This window comes from Nocardia kruczakiae NBRC 101016, from assembly GCF_001612965.1.
GTDB lineage: Bacteria > Actinomycetota > Actinomycetes > Mycobacteriales > Mycobacteriaceae > Nocardia > Nocardia kruczakiae.
In genome coordinates, this window is record NZ_BDBL01000040.1 from 58890 (window position 1) to 80958 (window position 22069).

Annotated in this window: 2 protein-coding genes (1 of these 2 running past the window's edge); both read left to right on the forward strand. The window is 70.7% G+C overall.

Going from position 1 to position 22069, the window contains the following annotated elements:
• Positions 1–17658: a non-ribosomal peptide synthetase gene (locus NK1_RS26225; RefSeq protein ID WP_063012893.1), complete on the forward strand. Its 17658-nt coding sequence runs from the start codon at positions 1–3 to the stop codon at positions 17656–17658.
• Positions 17658–22069 carry part of the coding region annotated (locus NK1_RS26230; protein WP_157104449.1) for a non-ribosomal peptide synthetase on the forward strand (this coding region is incomplete at its 3' end). Its footprint extends 6000 nt past the window's final position, so 4412 of the 10412 annotated nt are shown. The genes NK1_RS26225 and NK1_RS26230, both read left to right, overlap by 1 nt.

The following is a 22069-nucleotide window of genomic DNA, read 5'->3' on the forward strand; positions in this document are numbered from 1 at the left end:
GTGCAGGGTTCGGAGTTGAGCGGATTCGGTCCGGGGGACAGTCACGGTGCCGAGACCACGTCGGATCCGTCGCCGTTCCCGTTGACACCGGCGCAGCTCGGAGTCTGGTACGCCCAGCTGCTCGATCCGGGGACTCCGATCAATATCGCCCAGTACGTCGACGTGCACGGCGACCTCGATGTCGAAGTCCTGCAAAAGGTCTCGGTCGACGCGGCGCGAGAGTTCGGGTCCACGGTGGTGCGGCTCGGCGAAACCGACGGCGAGCCGTATCAGTGCGTGGACCCGCGGCTTCCCGTCGACATCGTGCCGGTCGATCTGCGGGATGCTCCCGATCCGGTCGCCGCCGCCCACGACTGGATGCGCGCGGACTACACCCGACCGGTGGATCTGCTGACGGACCGGCTGTTCGCCGGGGCCGTGCTGCGGGTCGGCGAACGGCGGTGGTTCTGGTATCTGCGCGCCCACCACATCGTTCTCGACGGATTCGGCGCCCTGACCAACACCATGCGCGTCGCCGAGCGCTACACCGCCGAACTGCGCGGCATCGAACCCGAACCGGCCAAGGCGGGCAGCCTCGAATCGCTGGTGGAGGGCGAACGCGGCTACCGCGACAGCACCCGATTCGGCTCGGACCGGCAGTACTGGGGTGAGCGGGTCCGCGATCTGGACGGCGCGACCACCCTCAACGGCCGCACCGCACCTCGTGCGGCCGGGAATCTGGTGCACGGCCGCCGCCTGCCGGACAAGGTCGTCACCCGGATGAACGACCTTGCGACAGCGCATGATTCGAGCGCGGCAGTGGTATTGCTCGCGGCCTTCGCGGCCTATCTGGCCCGGCTGACCGGACGCGACGAGGCGGTGCTGAGCCTGCCGGTCACCGCCCGCACGACTGCCGTGATGCGGCGCTCGGCCGGCATGCTCTCCAATATCGTCCCGCTGCGGTTGAGGGTCGGGGACGCCACCTGGGCGCAGCTGCTGCAGCAGACCCGGGTCGAGGTCGCCGGTGCCCTGCGGCATCAGCGCTACCGGCACGAGGACATCCGCCGCGACGCCGGAATGGAAGGACTGGCCACCCGGCGCGCGCTGTTCGGGCCGCTGGCCAACATCATGCTGTTCCGCAGCGATCTGACCCTGGGCGATACCGCCGGCCGCTATCACGTGCTCTCGACCGGGCCGGTCGAGGATATGAGCCTCAACGTCTACTACGGCGACAGCGACCGGGTGCACGTGGACTTCGAGGCCAACCCGAATCTGTACGGCGCCGACGACATCGCCCGCCACCACGCGCGCTTCGTCCGCTTCCTCGAGCGGCTGGTCGACCTCGATCCCGGGCGGCCGCTGTCGTCGGTGGCGGTCACCACCGATCTGGAACGCGAGGTCAGCCTCCGGATCTGGAATGCCACCGAGGTGGATATCGCCGAGCTGGCGGGGGCGGACGCGACCCTGGTGTCGATGTTCGAGCGTCAGGTCGCGCGGACCCCGGAGGCCGTCGCACTGCGCGGCGCGCGGACCCTCGGCTACGCCGGATTCGCGGCCGAGGTCAACCGGCTCGCGCGCCACCTGATCGCGCGCGGTGCCGGGCCGGAAACCACGGTGGCACTGCATATTCGGCGTTCGCCGGAGCTCGTGGTCGCGATGTACGCGGTGCTGGCGGCCGGTGCGGCGTATGTGCCGCTGGACCCTGATCATCCCGCCGAACGCATCGGGTACGTGCTCGAGACCGCGAAGCCGGTCTGCGTGCTGACCACCGTCGCCGATCACGGTGACGGTGACACCCGATGGATCGACATCGACGCACTGGACCTGTCGGCACTGTCCGATCGGCTGGTCACCGATGCCGAGCGCATCTCGCCGCTGCGGCCGCAGCATCCCGCGTACGTCATCTTCACCTCGGGCTCCACCGGACGGCCGAAGGGCGTCGCGGTCACGCATGCCGCGATCGTCAACCGGCTGGTCTGGATGCAGAGCGCCTACCGGCTCACCGCCGCCGACGTCGTCCTGCAGAAGACCCCCGCCACCTTCGACGTGTCGGTGTGGGAGTTCTTCTGGCCGTTGCAGGCGGGCGCGAGCCTGGTGCTGGCCTCGCCCGACGGGCATCGCGATCCGGCCTATCTGCGTGCGGTGATCGCCGAATTCGGTGTCACCATCGCGCATTTCGTGCCCTCGATGCTCGCCGCGTTCCTCGGCGGCGTGGTCGACGGCTCCGCGCTGGGTTCGCTGCGGGCGGTGTTCGCATCGGGTGAGGCGTTGCCCGGGCCGCTGGCGCAGCGACTGCTCGCCGTCGCGCCGCGCGCGCGGCTGCACAACCTGTACGGTCCCACCGAGGCGGCGGTCGATGTCACCGCGCATCAGGTGGGCCCGCTCGATACCACCGGTGTGCCGATCGGCGCACCGGTCTTCAACACCCGGCTGTACGTGCTCGACGCACGGTTACGGCCGGTGCCCGTCGGCGTTCCGGGTGAGCTGTATCTGTCGGGGGTTCAGCTCGCCCGGGGCTACGTCGGGAGGCCGGAGCTGACCGCCGAACGGTTCGTCGCCGATCCGTTCGCGGACAGTGAATCGGAGGCCGGTCCCGGGGCGCGGATGTATCGCACCGGGGACCTGGTCCGCTGGACCGCAGACGGCGAGCTCGACTATCTCGGCCGCACCGATTTCCAGGTCAAGCTGCGCGGACTGCGGATCGAACTCGGCGAGATCGAAGCGGTGCTGGGCGCGGTGCCCGGGGTCGCGCGCGCGGTGGTCGTGGTGCGCGACGATGCCGGGACCGGTGCGCAACTGGTCGCCTATCTGGTCGAAACCACCGCCGGCGCGGTCGACGTGGCGCGGGTGCGCGGCGCGGCCGCGCGGGAGTTGCCCGGTTATATGGCGCCGGCGGCCTACGTGATGCTCGCATCGCTGCCGGTCAACGCGTCCGGCAAACTCGATCGGGCCGCGCTGCCCGCGCCCGAGCGGAGCGCCGGACGGTACCGCCGGCCGCAGTCGGTCTCGGAACGGGCCGTCGCCGAGGTGTTCGGTGAGGTTCTCGGCCGGGAGCGCATCGGACTCGACGACGACTTCTTCGCCCTGGGTGGCAATTCGCTGGTCGCGACGCAGGTGGCGGCGCGGCTCAACGCCGATCTCGGCTGCGCCCTGGGTGTGCGGGAATTGTTCGAGGCCACCACGGTCGAGGCGCTGGCCGAGCTGATCGACCGTGCCTTCGAAACCGAGGACATGTACGAGAGCGCGGGTCCGGTCGCGGGGGCGCGTCCGCGGATGCTGCCTCTCTCGCCCGCCCAGCAGCGCATCTGGTTCCTCAACCGGTTCGAGCAGGACAGCGCCGGCTACAACATGCCGTTCGTGGTCCGGATGACCGGTGCGGTCGATACCGATGCCCTGCGCCGCGCCCTCGCCGATGTGGTGGCCCGGCACGAGGTGCTGCGCACGATCTTTCCCGCGGACGACGACCTCGTGGCGCGCCAGCATATTCTTCCCGCCGAGCAGGTGGGCCCGGAAACCTTCGCGGTGGAAACCGTCGCCGCGGAGGGGCTCGACGCCGAGCTGGCCCGGCTGGCCGCGCGGGGCTTCGATCTGACCGCCGAAATCCCGTTGCGTGCGGTGATTTTCGAGCTGTCCGCCGACGATGTCGCGTTGGCGATCGTGCTGCACCACATCGCCGCGGACGGACTGTCGCTGCCGGTGCTGGCGCGGGATGTGGCCGCGGCCTACACCCTGCGCCGGTCGGGAGTCGACGCCGTCGAGGCGCCGCCGGCGGTGCAGTACGCCGATTACGCACTGTGGCAACGGGATCGGCTGGGTGATTGCGACGATCCCGATTCCCTGGCCGCACAGCAGCTCGGCTACTGGTCGCACACGCTCGCGGGAATTCCCGACCAGCTGGACCTGCCCGCCGATCGGCCGCGGCCCGCGGTGGCCGGCGGCCGGGGCGCCACCTACCGCTTCGACCTTCCCGCGCACCTGCACATGGCAATCGCCGAACTGGCTCGCGCCCAGGGTGTTTCGACCTTCATGGTGCTGCACGGCGCGCTGGCCGCGCTGCTCGCACGCATCTCGGGTGGTGAGGACATCGTGATCGGCACCCCGGTCGCCGGTCGCGGCCACCGCGAACTAGACGATCTGATCGGCATGTTCGTCAACACGCTGGTGCTGCGCACCCGAGTGGCGGCCGACGAACCGTTCACCGCTCTGCTGCAACGGGTCCGGGCGGTGGACCTGGGTGCCTTCGCCCACGCCGATCTGCCCTTCGAACAGTTGGTGGAGGCGCTCAACCCCGTCCGATCGCAGGCCCGGCATCCGTTGTTCCAGGTGATGCTGGGTGTGGCCGACACTCAGGACATCACCGTCGAGTTACCCGGATTGTCCGTGCGGACGAGTACCCTGGACACGGCGGTGACCAAGTTCGACCTTCAACTGACGGTCACCGAAAGCTTCGCCGGTGCCGGTCCCGGGGAAGGTCCGGCACCGGCGGGGATCACGGCGGAATTCACCTACGCCACAGATCTTTTCGAGCCGGACACCATCGCGGGCTATGCGCGGTGGTGGCGGCAACTGCTCGCCCATGCGGTCGCCGAGCCCACCCGTGCGGTGGGGCAGCTACCACTGCTCGATGCGGCCGAGTTGCGCCGCGCGATCGAATCCGGCCGTCGCGGCGCCGAGGAATCCGCCCCCGACGTGCTCACCGCATTCGAGCGGCAGGTGCTCCTGCGGCCCGACGCGGTCGCCGTGGTCGACGGCGAGCGGCACTACACCTATGCCGAGCTGTCGGCCCGGATCAACCGCCTGGCGCGCCATCTCGTCGGCGCGGGCGTCGGCCCGGAATCGCTGGTCGTCCTGGGGATGCGCCGGTCCGCCGAGCTGGTGATCGGCGCCTACGCCGTACTGGCCGCCGGTGGTGCCTACGTGCCGGTCGACCCGGATCAGCCGACGGCACGCTTGCGGCAGATGGCCGAGACCGCCGCGCCGGTGTGCATGCTGACCGCCGGTGACGCGCCCGACCTCGACGTCCGGCAGATCGCGATCGATGCGCTCGAATCGGACGGCCTGTCCGAACGCCCGCTCACCGACGCCGACCGGCTCGCCCCGGTGCGCTCGGCCGCCGCCGCGTACGTCATCTTCACCTCCGGATCGACGGGAACACCGAAAGGTGTTGCCGTCCAGCGCGGTTCACTCGGCAACCAGATCGCATGGATCACCGCCGAGTACGGGATCGGCGAGCGGGACGTGGTGCTGTTCAAGACCCCGGCCACCTTCGACGTCTCGGTATGGGAGCTGTTCGCGCCGCTGACCAGTGGAGCGCGGCTCGTGGTGGCCACCCCGGACGGGCACCGCGACACCGCCTATCTGGCCGCGACCATCGCCCGGCACGCCGTGACCATGACCTCGTTCGTACCGTCGATGTTGGCGACCTTCGCGAACACCGTGGCGCCGGCCGATATCCGCACGCTGCGTTGTGTTCTCGTCGCCGGCGAGGCGCTCAACGGTGCGGCGGTGCGCGCGTTCGCCGCGGTGAGCGATGCCGCGGTACACAATCTGTACGGGCCCACGGAATTCACCGTCCACGCCACCCACGCACCGATCACGCCCGGCCACAGCGGCCCGGCGCCGATCGGAAAACCGGTGCGCGACAGCCATGTTCTGGTGCTCGATACGCAGCTGCGGCCGGTGCCCGATCTGGTGATCGGCGAGCTGTACCTGTCCGGTGCGCAGATCGCCCGCGGCTACCAGGGGCGGACCGGCGCGACCGCCCAGCGATTCGTGGCCGATCCGTTCGGCCCCGCCGGCGCGCGCATGTACCGCACCGGTGACCTCGTACGCCGCCTCCGCACCGGGGATCTGGAATATCTGGGGCGCAGCGACTTCCAGGTGAAGGTGCGGGGCCAGCGCATCGAACTGGGCGAGATCGAGGCGGCCCTGCTGGCCACGCCGGGCATCGACGCCGCCGCGGTGCGGGTGTACCGGCATCGGGCCGGCGATCTGCTGGTGGCGTATGTGGTGTGCGACGGCGATCCGCAGACCCTCGCCGAGAGCCGGCTGCGCGATCGGCTGCCCTCGTACATGGTGCCGAGCGCGTACGTCGCGCTGGCGGCCATGCCGCTCACGGCCTCCGGCAAACTCGATCGCGCGGCCCTGCCCGATCCCGTCCTGGCCGCCGAGCGGTTCCGCGCGCCGGAGAGCGCCGAGGAGAAGGCGGTCGCGGCGGTCTTCGCCGGTGTACTGGGTGTCGAACAGGTCGGACTCGACGACGACTTCTTCGCCCTCGGCGGCAATTCGCTGGTGGCGACCCAGGTTTCGGCGCGGCTGGCGGAGACGCTGGACCGCGAGGTCCCGGTACGTCTGCTGTTCGAGAGTCCAGGAGTCGCGAACCTCGCTCGGCGACTGCGGGATTCGGCCCCGCGCCGCCACCGCGCGCTGACCGCCGGGCCGCGGCCGCACTCGCTGCCTTTGTCCTACGCGCAGCAGCGGATGTGGTTCCGCAACCAGTTCGACACCGAATCCGCGGTCGACAATCTGACCACCGCCATCCGGCTGCACGGGGCGTTGGATATCACCGCCCTCGCCGCGGCGGTGCGCGATGTGCTGGCACGGCACGAGGCCCTGCGGACCCGCTATCCCGCCGTCGACGGGGTGCCCTTCCAGGATGTGCTCGATGCGGCGGATGTGGTGATCGACCTGACGCCGCAGCCGGTGCACGAGGACGAACTGCCGCAGCGTCTGCGGGCCGAGGCGGCCGTCGCCTTCGTGGTGCGCGACCAGGCGCCGATCCGGACGGCGCTGCTGCGCTGCGCCGCCGACGTGCACGTACTCGTCGTCTCGATTCACCACATCGCGGCGGACGGCTGGTCGATCGCGCCGCTGACGCGGGACCTGATGCAGGCCTACGCCGCGCGCACGGCCGGTCGCGCACCGCAGTGGCAGCCGCTGCCGGTGCAGTACGCCGACTACGCGCTCTGGCAGCGGGCCGTGCTGGGCTCCGAAGACGATCCGAATTCTCCCATCGCCGAGCAGATCCGGTTCTGGGCAGGCGAACTGGCGGACCTGCCCGATGTGCTGGCCCTGCCGGGCGATCGGCCGCGGCCGGCGACGGCGACGGGCCGCGGGGCCCGGTACCGCTTCGCGCTGCCCGCCGAGACCGTCTCCGCGCTGCGTACCCACGCCGAGCGGGCCGGCGCCACCTTCTTCATGGCGCTGCACACCGCGTTCGCGGTGGTCCTGGCGAAACTGTCCGGGCAGCGCGATATCGCGATCGGCACGCCTATCGCCGGCCGGGGTGAGGCCGCGCTCGACGATTTGGTCGGCATGTTCGTCAATACGCTGGTGCTGCGCGCCGACGTCGCGCCCGAGTCCTCGTTCACCGCGCTGCTCGGCACCGTGCGCGACGCCGACCTGCGCGCCTTCGCCCACCGCGACGTCCCGTTCGAACGTCTGGTCGAGGTGCTGAACCCGATGCGCTCGGCGGCCCGGCATCCGCTGTTCCAGGTGATGCTGGATCTGCGCCAGGCCGCCGCCGGTGCACCGCGGCTGCCCGGTCTGCGCGCGACGACGCTCGAACTCGATTCCGGCACAGCCAAATTCGACCTGCACCTGACGGCCGAGGAACAGGCCGACGGCAGCCTGGCCGCGGCCTTCGAATATGCGACGGACCTGTTCGACGAGCCCACGATCGCGGGATTCGCGCGCCGGTTCCGCCTGGTACTCGAAGCCCTGGTCGCGCAGCCGGAACGGCCGGTCGGCGATATCGAACCGATGTCGGCCGCCGAACGCGAACAGACCCTGGTGACGTGGAACGACACCGCGCACCAGGTGCCGGCGACCACGCTGGCCGATCTGTTCGCCGAGCAGGCGCGCCGCAGCCCGGATGCCGTCGCCGTGCGTTTCGAGGGCGCCGCATGGACCTATGCCGAGATCGCGGCGCGGGTGAATCAGTTGGCGCGGCTGCTGGTGTCGATCGGCGTCGGCCCCGGGCGCACCGTGGCCCTGGGTATCCGCCGCAGCGACGACCTGGTGGTCGCCATGTACGCGGTGGTGGCCGCGGGCGCGGCCTACGTACCGCTCGATCCCGACCATCCGGCCCACCGCACCGGTGACGTGCTGCGCACCGCCCGGCCGGTGTGCGTCCTGACCCGTTCCACCGACGGGCTCGATCTCGATACCAGCGGCCTGGTCAGTCATTGCGCCGTCCTCGACATCGACCTGTTCGACACCGGTGACTACTCGTCGGCACCGCTCACCGACGCCGACCGCCTGCGACCGCTGTTGCCGGGCCATCCCGCCTATGTCCTGTTCACCTCCGGGTCGACGGGCCGGCCCAAGGGTGTGGCGGTGAGTCACCGGGCGATCGTGAACCGGCTGGTGTGGATGCAGTCCGAATACGAACTGACCGCCTGCGACGTCGTACTACAGAAGACTCCGGCGACCTTCGACGTGTCGGTGTGGGAGTTCTTCTGGCCGTTGCAGGTCGGCGCCCGGCTGGTGGTGGCCCGGCCCGACGGCCATCGCGACCCCGCCTACCTCGCCGAAGTGATTCGCGCCGAACATGTTTCGGTGGCGCATTTCGTGCCCTCGATGCTCGCGGTGTTCCTCGCGCACGCGCGGCCGGGTTCGCTGCGGACGGTGTTCGCCTCCGGTGAGACGCTGCCGGTCGAGGTCGCGCAGCGCATGCGGGCGGCGACCGGTGCGCGACTGCACAACCTCTACGGGCCGACCGAGGCCGCGGTCGACGTCACTCACCACGAGGTCGTCGACACCGACACCGCGACCGTGCCGATCGGCCGCCCGGTGTTCAACACCCGGCTGTACGTACTGGACGCGCGGCTGCGTCCGGTGCCGGTCGGCGTCGTCGGTGAGCTGTACCTGGCCGGCACGCAGCTGGCCGAGGGGTACGTCGGGCGCCCCGACATCACCGCGGAACGTTTCGTGGCCGATCCGTTCGTCGCCGGGGAGCGGCTCTACCGCACCGGCGACCTCGTCGCGTGGAATCCTCGCGGTGAACTGGAGTACTTGGGCCGCACGGACTTTCAGGTCAAGGTGCGCGGCCTGCGCATCGAATTGGGTGAGATCGAAGCGGCGCTCACCGCCCTGCCCGAGATCGATCGGGCCGTGGTGATCGTCCGCCCCGACCCGCAGATCGGCGACCGCCTGGTCGCGTACCTGCTGCCCGCCGAGGGCGCCGGCATCGATATCGACGCGGTGAAGGCCGCACTGGCGCGGCGACTACCGGTCTATATGCTCCCGGCGGCGTACGTCGTCCTCGACGCGTTCCCGCTCAACGGCTCCGGCAAACTGGACCGCGGCGCCCTGCCCGATCCGGTCTGGCAGGCGCGCGAATACCACGCCCCGGCGACGGCGGCCGAAGCCGTGGTCGCCGAGGTCTTCGCGGAGGTTCTCGGCGCCGAGCGCGTGGGCCGTGACGACGACTTCTTCGACCTCGGCGGCAATTCGCTGCTCGCCACCCAGGTGCTGGCCCGCATCGGCGCCGCCCTGGACACCCAGCTGCCGGTGCGCCTGCTGTTCGAGGCCACCACGGTGGCCGAGCTGGCGGCACACGCCGAGCTGCTGGCCGGTACCGGCGCGCGCGCCCCGCTGACCGCGCGCACCCTCCCGGAGCAGGTGCCGCTCTCGGCCGCGCAGCGGCGGATCTGGTTCCTCAACCGCTACCGCGCCGACGAACGGGCGGCGGCCGCGGTCGACGTCATCCCGCTGGCACTGCGGTTGCGCGGAGAGCTGGATGTCGACGCCCTGCGCGCGGCCCTGGCCGATGTCGTCGAGCGGCACGAGACGCTGCGCACCCGCTACCCCGATACCGCGGACGGACCGGTGCAGGTCGTCGAGCCCGCCGCGGCGCACATCCCGGCGTTGCGCGTGGCCGCGGTGAGCGAGCACGTGCTGGCCGAGCGCATCGCCGGGATCTGCGCCACCGAATTCGACCTCACTGCCGAGACCGGCCTGCGCGCAGAGCTTTTCGCGCTGTCGGGCGATCATCACGTGCTGCTGCTGGTCCTGCACCACATCTGCGCCGACGGCCTTTCCCTGGGCCCGTTGGCCGCCGATGTGACGACCGCGTACGCCGCACGCCGCGCCGGGCACGCACCCGACTGGCAGGACCTGCCGGTGCGATATCGCGACCACACGCTGTGGCAGGCGGAGGTCCTCGGCGATCCGGCCGATCCGGAATCCGAGCTCTTCCGCCAGCGCGAATTCTGGCGCACCCGCCTGGCCGGGCTGCCGGAACAGCTGGAACTGCCCACCGACCGTCCGCGTCCGGCGACGCCGTCGTATCGCGGTGGCAGCCACCGCTTCCAGATCGACTCCGATCTGCACAGCGAACTGGGCGAACTCGCCCGCAAACACGAGACCACCCTGTTCAGCACGGTGCATGCCGCGCTGGCGGTACTGCTGTCGCGCATGTCGGGCACCTCCGATATCGCGATCGGCACCCCGGTGGCCGGGCGCGGCGAGGCCGCGCTGGATCCGATGGTCGGCATGTTCGTCAACACCATCGTGTTGCGCAGCGAGATCGACAGTCGCGAGCACTTCCACACGGTGCTCGACACCGTTCGCGCGCAAGATATTTCGGCCCTGTCCCAGGTCGACGTGCCGTTCGAGCAGGTGGTGGAGATGCTGGCGCCGGCCCGCACCGCGAGCCGCCATCCGCTGTTCCAGGTGGCGCTGACCTTCCAGAACTTCACCCTGCCCGAGGTCGATCTGCCGGGACTGCACGTCACGCCCGAGCCGGTCGACGCGGCGGCGGTCGCGTTCGACCTGCAGTTCACGCTGGTCGAGTCCATCGACGACGACGGCCGCGCGGGCGGAATGTCGGTCGAGATCACCTATGCCACAGACCTTTTCGACGCGCCGACGATCGCGGAGCTCGCGCGGCGCTTCGAGCAGGTACTGGCCGCGGTCAGCCACGATCACACCGTCGTGGTCGGCGACATCCAGTTGCTCAGCGCCGAGGAACAGCATCGCGCGCTGTACGAATGGTCCGTCAGCGGCGCCGACCGTGCCGAAACGACCACCATCGCCACGCGTTTCGCGGCGGCCGCGCACGCCGACCGCACGGCGGTGGCGGTACGCGCCGGCGACGCCACCCTCACCTACGGCGAACTCGCGGACCGGGCCCACGGCCTCGCGCGGCGCCTGATCGCGGCCGGCGCCGGTCCGGAAACGCTGGTGGCCGTAGCGCTTCCGCGCTCGGCGGACCTGATCGTCGCACTGCTCGCGGTCGTCGAATCCGGCGCCGGCTATCTGCCGATCGATCCGGATTACCCCGCCGACCGGATCGCGTACATCCTCGCCGACGCCCGGCCGGTGTGCGCGATCACCGATGCGGACGGCGCGGCCCGGGGCTGGTTCGACGGCCCGGTGATCGACCTGGACACCGTGTCCTGGCAGGAGCTGGACACCGCGCCGATCACCGATGCCGACCGCCGCTCGCCGCTGCGCCCGGACAACACCGCCTACGTCATCTACACCTCCGGTTCCACCGGCCGTCCCAAGGGTGTGCAGGTGCCGCACGCCAATGTGATTCGGTTGCTGGACAATACCCGTGAGCGATTCGACTTCGATCGCTCCGACGTGTGGACGCTGTTCCACTCCTACGCCTTCGACTTCTCGGTGTGGGAGCTGTGGGGTGCGTTGTTGCACGGCGGCCGGATCGTCGTCGTCGACTACTTCACCTCCCGGTCGCCGCAGCAGTTCCGGGACCTGCTGATCGACGAGGGCGTGACGGTCCTCAACCAGACGCCCTCGGCGTTCTACCAGCTGATGAGCGCGGCTCTGGCCGAAGCTCCGGCCGACCATCGCCTGCGCTACGTGATCTTCGGCGGCGAAGCGCTGGAGCCGGCGCGGCTGCGGGACTGGCTCGCGCGGTATCCGCACACACCGCGGCTGATCAATATGTACGGCATCACCGAAACCACGGTGCACGTGTCGTTCCGGCCGATCGACGCGCGCACCGGCACGGCCGGCGTGATCGGTGGCGCCCTGCCGGGTTTGACCGTGCGACTGCTCGATTCCCGGCTGCGGCCGGTCCCGGTGGGCGTGCCGGGCGAGATCTACGTCTCCGGCGGACAACTCGCCCGCGGATATCTGCGACGGCCCGGCCTGACCGCCGGGCGATTCGTGGCCGACCCCTACGGAACGGCGGGCTCGCTCGCCTACCGCTCCGGCGACCTGGCACGGTGGACCGCGACCGGTGACCTCGAATATCTGGGTCGCGCCGACCATCAGGTGAACCTGCGCGGCTTCCGGGTGGAACTCGGCGAGATCGAGGCCGCACTGCTGGCCGTGGATTCGGTGGCGCAGGCCGCGGTCGTGGTGCGCGCGGACGAGGGAGCCGAAGCCCGGATCGTCGGATATGTGGTCGGCGCCGGCCTCGACGTGCCGGCGGTGCGCCGCACGGTGGCCGACCGGCTGCCCGAGCACATGGTTCCCGCGGCCGTGGTCGCGGTGGATCGAATTCCGTTGACGGTCAACGGGAAACTGGATGTGCGCGCCCTGCCGGCGCCGGTGTTCGAGACGGTGGGTTACCGCCGGCCGACGAGCGCCGCCGAGCAGATCGTGGCGGATGTGTTCACCGAGGTGCTCGGCGATATCGACACCGAGCGCGCGGTGGGCGCCGACGACGACTTCTTCGCTCTCGGCGGCAGCTCGCTCTCGGCGGCCAAGGCCGTCGCCCGGATCGGCGCGGCGCTCGGTGTGAGCGTCCCGGTGCGCACGCTGTTCGAGAATCCTCGGGTCGCCGACCTCGCGGTGGCGGCGCTGTACGGCGGCGCCCGGCCCGCCCTGGTCGCCGGTGAGCGTCCGGCCCGGCTGCCGCTCTCGCCGGCCCAGCAACGGATGTGGTTTCTCAACCGGTTCGACCGCACGTCGGCCGCCTACAACATTCCGCTGGCACTGCGCCTGTCCGGCGACCTGGACCGGCAGGCTCTCGATGCGGCGCTGCGCGATGTGGTGGCACGGCACGAATCGCTGCGTACCGTCTACCCCGAGATCGGCGGCGAACCGGCCCAGGTGATCCTGCCGGCCGAACGGGTCCACATCGACGCGACGGCCGAACCGGTCACCGAAAACGCACTGGCACAACGCATCCGCGAGTTGTTCGGCACCGGATTCGACGTCACCGCCGACGTGCCCGTACGGGTGCGGGTATTCGAACTCGCCCCGGACGAGCATGTGCTGGCGGCGGTGCTGCATCACATCTGCGCCGACGGCTCCTCGATTGTGCCGTTCGTCGCCGATCTGATGCGCGCCTACGAGGCCCGGGTCCGCTCCGACCGGCCCGGCTGGTCGCCGCTGCCGGTGCAGTACGCCGACTACGCCCTGTGGCAGAAGCGCCTGCTGGGCGCCGAGGACGATGCCGAATCGGTGGCCGCCCGGCAGATCGCGTTCTGGCGCGACACATTGGCCGGCCTGCCGGATCAGCTCGATCTGCCGACCGACCGGCCCCGTCCGGCCCGCCAGAGCCTGCACGGCCGTCGCGTCGCATTCGCCGTCGACGCCGAATTGCACCGGCGGCTGGCCGGATTGGGCCGCGGCGCCGGCGCCACGGTGTTCATGGTCGTGCACGCGGCCTTCGCGGCGGTGCTGGCCCGGCTGTGCGACACCGGCGACATCGCGGTCGGCACGCCCGTCGCGGGGCGCAACGACGCCGCGCTGGACGAGGTCATCGGCATGTTCGTCAATACCGTGGTGTTGCGGACCGCGGTCGACGTGGACGCCTCCTTCGACACACTGCTCGACGCCGTGCGGGCGGCCGATATCGCCGCTCTCTCGCATACCGATGTGCCGTTCGAACGCCTCGTCGAGGTGTTGAATCCGCGTCGCTCGACGGCCCGGCATCCGCTGGTGCAGGTGGGCCTGTCGTTCCAGAACCACGATCGCGCCACCCTGCGACTACCGGGCCTGACCGTCACCGAGGTCGAATCCGACATCGACATCGCGCAATTCGATCTGCACCTGTTCGCCGTCGACCACCACACCGAGACCGGCGCACCGGCGGGCATCGAGCTGGCACTCGGCTACGCGACCGATCTGTTCACCGCCGAGACCGCCGAGCGGATCGCCGCCCAGGTGAGCCGGGTCCTGCACACGGTGGCCGCCGCACCCGCGACCCGGATCCGCGATCTGGATCTGCTCGGCGAGCAGCAGTACCGGTTCCTGATCGAGGACTGCAACCGGACCGAGCGAGAGGTTCCCGAGGCGACGCTGGTGGATCTGGTCGACGCCCGGGTCGCCGCGGATCCCGCGGCAGTGGCGCTGATCGACGAGAGCGGCCGCGAACTGAGCTATCGCGAATTCGACACCCGGGTCAACCGGCTGGCCCGCCACCTCATCGGCCTCGGTGTGCGTCCGGAGACGAATGTGGTGCTGGCGCTGCGCCGTTCGGCCGAACTCGTGATCGCCATGTTCGCGGTGGCCAAGGCCGGCGGCGCCTATGTGCCGATCGATCCCGACCATCCGGCCGACCGGATCGCGCATATCGTCGAGACCGCGCGGCCGGTGTGCGTGCTGGGCAGCGGTGCGGTGCCCGGGGTGCGCGACGACATCGCGGTGGTGGATCCCGGTACGGATCTGTCGGACCATCCCGGAACGCCGATCACCGCTGCCGATCGGGTCGCGCCGCTGCGGCCGTCGAACACCGCGTATGTCGTGTTCACCTCCGGCTCCACCGGACGCCCCAAGGGCGTGGCGGTCTCGCACGGCGCCATCGTCAATCAATTGCTCTGGCTGCGAGCCGAATTCGGCATCGACGGCACCGATCGCACGCTGCTCAAGACGCCCGCGACCTTCGACCTCTCGGTGTGGGAGTTCTGGTCCGTGCTGGTCAGCGGCGGTGCCCTGGTGATCAGCGAGCCGGGCAGCGAACGCGATCCCGACCACCTGCGTGAGCTCATGCGGCGACACCGGGTCAGCGTGCTGTTCACCGTGCCCTCGCTGCTGGGCATGCTGCTGGCCGACGAGACCGCCCTGCCGCAGACGCTGCGCGCCGTCCTCGCGATCGGTGAGGCGCTGCCGCAGTCGACGGCGCGGCAGTTCGCAAGCCGCAGCGACGCGACGCTGTTCAATCTGTACGGCCCCACCGAAACCGCGGTGTCCATCACCTCGCACCGGGTGGGCACCGATCCGGCGCCGGTGGTGCCGATCGGCGCACCGGTGTGGAACAGCCGGGCCCATGTGCTCGATCGCCGGCTGCGGCCGGTCCCGCCGGGTGTGCCCGGTGAGTTGTATCTGGCCGGTGACCAGCTGGCCCGCGGCTATCAGGAACAACCGGCGCTCACCGCGGGGCGTTTCGTCGCCGATCCGTTCCACGGTGGCCGCATGTACCGCACGGGCGATATCGTGCGCCGCCGGACCGACGGGCTGCTCGAATATCTGGAGCGGGCCGACTTCCAGGTCAAGATCGGCGGTTTCCGGATCGAACTCGGCGACGTGGAGGCCGCTCTGCTGCGCCGGCCCGGCGTCGAGGCCGCGGTCGCGGTGGCCCGCACCGACGGCGGCGCCGGACCGCGCCTGATCGCCTACGCCGCGGTACCCGGCGCGGGGGTCGACGCGAACACGCTGCGCGAGGCGCTCGGCAGCGACCTGCCGAAGTACATGGTGCCGGCGGCGGTGGTGGTGCTGGACGCACTGCCGCTCACGGCCAACGGCAAGGTCGACCGTGATCGGCTGCCCGCCCCGGTGCTGTCCGAGGCAGAATTCCGGGCGCCGGGCACCGATACCGAACGCCTGGTGGCAGCGGAATTCGCCGATATCGTCGGACGGCCCGCCGACGGCGAGTCGCCGATCGGCGCCGGCACCGACTTCTTCGAACTCGGCGGCAATTCGCTCGCGGCCGCCCGCCTGGCCGCGCGGCTGGGTGCGGCCTCGGGCGTGCGGGTGCCGGTGGCCGCGGTCTTCACCGCCCCGACCGTCGCGGCGCTGGCCGCCTGGATCGATGCGGCCGAGCGTGACGTCCGTCCGCCACTGCGCCCGCGGACCACCCGCGCAGCGGTACCGCTGTCGCTCGCCCAGCAGCGGATGTGGGTGCTGAACCGGCTCGCCCCGGATTCGGCGGCCTATCACGTGCCGGTCGCGTTGCGCCTGACCGGTGCGCTGGACCTCGATGCCCTGCGGGCCGCGCTCGCGGATCTGGTGCGCCGCCACGACATCCTGCGCACCCGGTATCCGGAAGTCCGCACCACCTCGGCCGAACCGGAACCGGTACAGGAGGTGCTTCCCGTCACGCCGGTCGACATCGATCCGATTCCGGTGCGGCGCACCGAGATCGACGAGCGTATCGCCGAGATCGTCGCCGTCGGCTTCGACGTCACGGCCGCCCCGCCGGTGCGGGTGCGTCTGCTGCGGGTGGCCGACGACGAACACATCCTGGTCGTGGTGGTCCACCACATCAGTGCCGACGGCTACTCGATGGCGCCGCTGACCCGCGACCTGATCGCGGCCTACACCAGCCGCCTGGCCGGAGCCTCGCCCCAGTGGAGTCCGCTACCGGTCCAGTACGCCGACTACAGCGAATGGATGCGGACCGTGCTCGGCGCCGACACCGACACCGACAGCGTGCTGTCCGAGCAGCTCCGTTACTGGCGCGACCGGCTGGCCGGCGCGCCCGAACAGCTGGCACTGCCGACCGATCGCCCGCGTCCCGCCCGGCGTGAGATGCGCGGCGCGACGGTCGATTTCGCCTTCGACCAGCCGCTGGTGGCGCAGCTGTCCGGCGTCGCGCGAGCACACGGAACCACACTGTTCTCCACGATGCACGCCGCGTTCGCGGTGCTGCTGGCGAAGCTGTCCGGACAGTCCGACATCGTCGTCGGCGCACCGGTGGCCGGCCGTGGTGAGCGCGAACTCGACGATCTGGTCGGCATGTTCGTCAACACCGTGGCGTTGCGCACCGAGATCGACGCCCGCACGAGTTTCGCCGAACTGCTGCGGAATGTGCGCGACGGCGACCTGGCGGCGCTCGGCCGCACCGAGGTGCCGTTCGAACGGGTGGTGGAGGCGCTGGGCCGCACCCGCACCAGTGCGTATACGCCGATCTTCCAGGTGCTGTTCACCTTCCAGAACCTGCCGGCCACGACGGTCACGCTGCCCGGTCTGCGGGTCGAGACCCTCGAACCGGCCTTGCCGGAGGCGAAATTCGATCTGCAGCTGACCGCGCTGGAGGAATTCGGCCCGGACGGTGAACTGCAACGGTTGCGGATGCAATTCTGCTATCCCACCGACATCTTCGACGAGCGCACGGTGCGATTGTTCGCCGAGCGACTACAGCTGATCGTGCGGGCGGTGGCGGCGGATCCGTCGATCACCGTGCGCGCGATCGACATTCGCACCGCCGAGGAACGCGATCGCCGCACCGGCCGCGCGGCGTCCACCCGGCTGCCCGGCGATCTGGTCGATCTCATCGCCGCCGCGGCCGGAACCGCACCCGATTCGCTGGCCGTCGAATTCGGCGGTCGCGGAATCGGATTCGCGGAACTGCACCACAAGATGGTCACCGTCGGCCGGGCCATGGGCGCGAGCGCCAGTCCCGACGCGCTGATCAATGTCGCGCTGGCCGGACTGCTGCCCGGCGTTCTCGCCGCCGGCGCCGGCGGACTCACCACGATGCTCGAGGCCCTGCATCTGCGCGCACAGGGCGTGCTCACCACGGAAGGAACCCACTGATGACGCATGCAGAGTCGGTTACACCCGTCCGGTCCACCGAGCACCCCGCGCTGCGCGGCGCCTACGGCATCGCGGATCTGCCGTATCTGATCGAGGTCGTCGCCGACCTGGAACCGCAGCGCGTCGCGGTCCGCCACGAGGACACCGCGCTCACCTATGCCGAGCTGGGCGCGGAGCTGACCACGCTGGCCGCGGCGATGGGTGACGCGCTGACCCCCGATGCGCTCGTGCAGGTGGTCGTCTCGGGCCGGCTGCCGGCGCTGCTGGAATCGGGGGAGGGCGCGCTCGCCGCCGCCGTCTCCGATCTGCTCGACGACGCGCTCACCGCGGCCGCGGACGTGCTCGAACCCGGCCTGGCTCCCGCCGATACGCTCGCCACGCTGTTCGCCGAGCAGGTGGCGCGCACGCCCGGTCTGGTCGCGGTGGAATTCGACGGCCGGACCCTGACCTACGCCGAACTCGATGCCCGCGCGAACGCGCTGGCGTGGCAGCTCGTCCGGCTGGGAGTCGGCCCGGACGCGCGGGTGGGCCTGTCGATGCACCGGTCGCTGGAACTGGTGATCGGCATGTACGCCATCCACAAGGCCGGCGGCGCCTACGTGCCGATCGACCCGGAGCATCCCGCCGATCGCATCGCGTATGTGCTGGAGATCGCCGCGCCCGTCGTCGTTCTCACCCACGCCGGGAGTCCGTCGTTCGACGGTGTGCCCGTGCTGCGAGTGGACGAACTCGATTGGGAGACGGGCGATCGGTCGCCCGTGCCGGAGTCCGAGGAGGTGGTGCCGGCGCGCCCGGACAACACCGCCTACGTCATCTTCACCTCCGGCTCGACCGGTCGGCCCAAGGGGGTCGCGGTCTCGCACCGCGCCATCGTGGCGAATCTGCGCTGGCGTCAGCGCTGCTACCGCATGCACGCCGCGGATGTGGTGCTGCAGAAGACGCCGTTCACCTTCGACGTGTCGGTATGGGAGTTCTTCTGGCCCTTGCAGATCGGCGCCCGGCTGGTACTGGCCGCACCGGACGGCCACCGCGATCCGGCCTATCTGATCCGGACTATCGCCGCCAAGCACGTCACCATCGCGCATTTCGTGCCGTCCATGCTGGCGGTGTTCGCGGCCGCGGTCGCGGATGCGCGGGCGATGAGCGATATCGACTCCCTGCGTGCGGTGTTCGCCTCCGGTGAGGCGCTACCCGCCGCGACCGGCGCCGCCTTCCGCGATGTGAGCGGCGCGAGCCTGCACAATCTGTACGGCCCGACCGAGGCCGCGGTCGACGTGACCGCGCACGAGGTGACCGCGGCCGATACGGTCGCGGTCCCGATCGGCGCGGCGGCCGACGATACCGATCTGCACGTCCTGGACGACAACCTGCAACTCGTTCCGGACGGTGTGGTGGGGGAGCTGTATCTGTCCGGTGTGCAGCTGGCCCGCGGCTACCTCGGCCGCGCGGCGCTGACCGCCGAGAGGTTCGTCGCCAGTCCGCACGGCGCCCCGGGCGACCGCATGTACCGCACCGGCGACCTGGTGCGCTGGAACAGCGGGATCGACGGCGGCCCGCGCGAACTGGAATATCTGGGCCGCAGCGACTTCCAGGTGAAGCTGCGTGGTCTGCGGATCGAGCTGGGTGAGGTCGAGGCGGCGCTGCTGGCGCACGAAGCGGTCGCACAGGCCGCGGTGGTGCTGTACCGGCACGGCACGGGCGACCACCTGATCGGCTACGTCGTGCCGGCCGGTGGGTGCGAGCTCGATTCCGGCGCGATTCTCGGCGACGCCGCGCGGCGGTTGCCGGAATACATGGTGCCGACCCTGCTCGTCGGCATGGACCGCATGCCGGTCAACGCCAACGGCAAGTTGGATCGCAAGGCCCTACCCGAACCTGAATTCAGCGGTGCCGCAACGGAATTCCGTGCACCCGAGACGCCGGGCGAGCGAGCGGTGGCGGAGATCTTCGCCGACCTGCTCGGGATCGAGGCCGTGGGCGCCGACGACGACTTCTTCGCCCGCGGTGGCAATTCGCTGCTGGCCACCCGCGCGATCGCACGCATCTCGGTCGCCCTGGACATCGCGGTCGACGTGCGGGACTTCTTCGACCGCCCCACTCCGGCCGGCCTCGCCGCCCTGGCCACCACCGCCCGCGTGCGACCGCCGCTGGTCGCCGGTCCGCGCCCGGAGGCGGTCCCGCTGTCGGCGGCGCAGCGCCGCATGTGGTTCCTGAACCGACTGGCCAACAGCGACGCCACCGGCAACTCCGCGGCGGCGGTGGACAACATTCCCGTCGCGCTGCGCCTGCGGGGCCGGCTCGACACCGCCGCCCTGCGTGCGGCCGTCGCCGACGTGACCGCGCGCCACGAGGTGCTGCGCACCGTGTATCCGCAGACCGCCGCGGGGGCCGTGCAGGTCGTGCGGCCCGTCGCCGAGCCGGAACTGACGCCGGTCGAGGTCGCCGAGGCCGATCTGGTCGCCGCGGTGCGCGAGGTCGCCGCCACCGGTTTCGACGTCGCCGCCGAGATTCCGGTACGGGTCCGGTTGCTGCGTACCGGCGCCGACGATCACACCCTGGTGCTGGTGGTCCATCACATCGCCGCCGACGGGGTGTCGATGGGACCGCTGCTGCGTGACCTGATCCAGGCCTACACCGCCCGCAGCCGCGGCACCGCCCCGGCCTGGACGCCGCTGCCGCTGCACTATGTCGACTACACGCTGTGGCAGCAGCGAGTGCTCGGCGACGACACCGATCCGGACTCCGAAGCGGCCCGGCAGCTGACCTTCTGGCAGCGCGAATTGGCCGAGCTCCCGGCGCAATTGGATCTGCCCGCCGATCGGCCGCGCCCGGCCGCGGCCTCGTACCGGGGCGCAACCGTCGAATTCACCATCGACGCCGGCCTGCGCGCGGCGATCGACGAGCTGGCCGAGCAGCTGCGGGCCACGCCGTTCATGGTGCTGCACGCGGCGCTGTCGCTGCTGCTCGCCCGGTTGTCCGGGACGAGCGATATCGCGATCGGCACGCCCGTCGCGGGCCGCGGCGAGCGCGCACTCGACGATCTGGTCGGCATGTTCGTCAACACCCTGGTCCTGCGGACCCGGGTGGCGAGCGACGCCGATTTCGCGGATCTGGTCCGCCGCACCCGCGCCGTCGACCTCGATGCCTTCGCCCATGCCGAGATTCCGTTCGAACGCCTGGTGGAGGTGCTGAACCCGGCGCGTTCACAGGCGCGCCATCCGCTGTTCCAGGTCGGCCTGTTCATGCAGAACATCGGGGTCGGCGCGCCGGCACTGCCGGGTCTCGAGACCGAGCTCGTGGATTTCGATCCCGGCTTCGCGAAATTCGACCTGCAGCTCACCATTTCCACCCCGCCCGCCGCCGACGGCGGATACCGCGCCGAATTCACCTACGCCACCGACCTTTTCGACGCGGCCACGGTCGAGGAATTCGCCGCCAAATTCCTGCGCCTGCTCGGCGGCGCCACCGCCGACCCGCGGCTGCCGGTCGGCGATCTGGAACTGCTCGACGCCGGCGAACTCGACTATGTGACCTCGAGCTGGAACGCCAGCGGCCACAAGGTGTTCGACCACTTCCTGCACGAGGGTTTCGATCGGCAGTCGCGCCGCACGCCGAACAACCGCGCGCTCGTCTTCGAGGGCACCGAGCTCACCTACGGCGAGATGTCCGAGCGGGTGAACCGGCTCGCGCGCAAGCTGATCGAATCCGGCGTCGGACCGGAGACGCTGGTGGTCCTGGCCATGCCGCGGTCGATCGAACTGGTGCTCGGCATGTACGCGGTGCTGCACGCGGGCGGCGCCTACGTTCCGGTGGACCCGTCCCATCCGGCCGAGCGCATCGGCCACATCATCGCGACCGCGCGGCCGCACACCGTGCTGACCACGCGAGCCGCCGGCTTAGCACTACCGCCGGCGACCGCCGATACGGTCGCCGTGCACCACCTCGACGAGCTGGACCTCACCGACTACTCCGGGGCCGCGATCGGCGACCGGGAGCGCAACGGCACGCTGCATCCGGACCATCCGGCCTATGTGCTGTTCACCTCCGGCTCGACCGGGCGGCCCAAGGGTGTGGCGGTCAGCCATCGCGCCATCGCCAATCAGCTCGAATGGATGCACGCCGAATACGGGGTGCGCGCCGGCGACATCTACCTGCAGAAGACCGCGACCACCTTCGACGTCTCGCTGTGGGGCTATTTCCTTCCGCTGCGCGCGGGCGCCACCCTGATCGTGGCCACCCCCGACGGCCACCGCGACGCCCGCTATCTCGCCGAAACCATTGCCGCGCAGCGAGTCACGCTGACCGACTTCGTCCCCTCGATGCTCACCGTCTTCCTCAACCACGCCGAGGCGGACGAACTGACCACCCTGCGCGCGGCCTTCGTGGTCGGTGAGGCGCTGCCCGCGGAGAC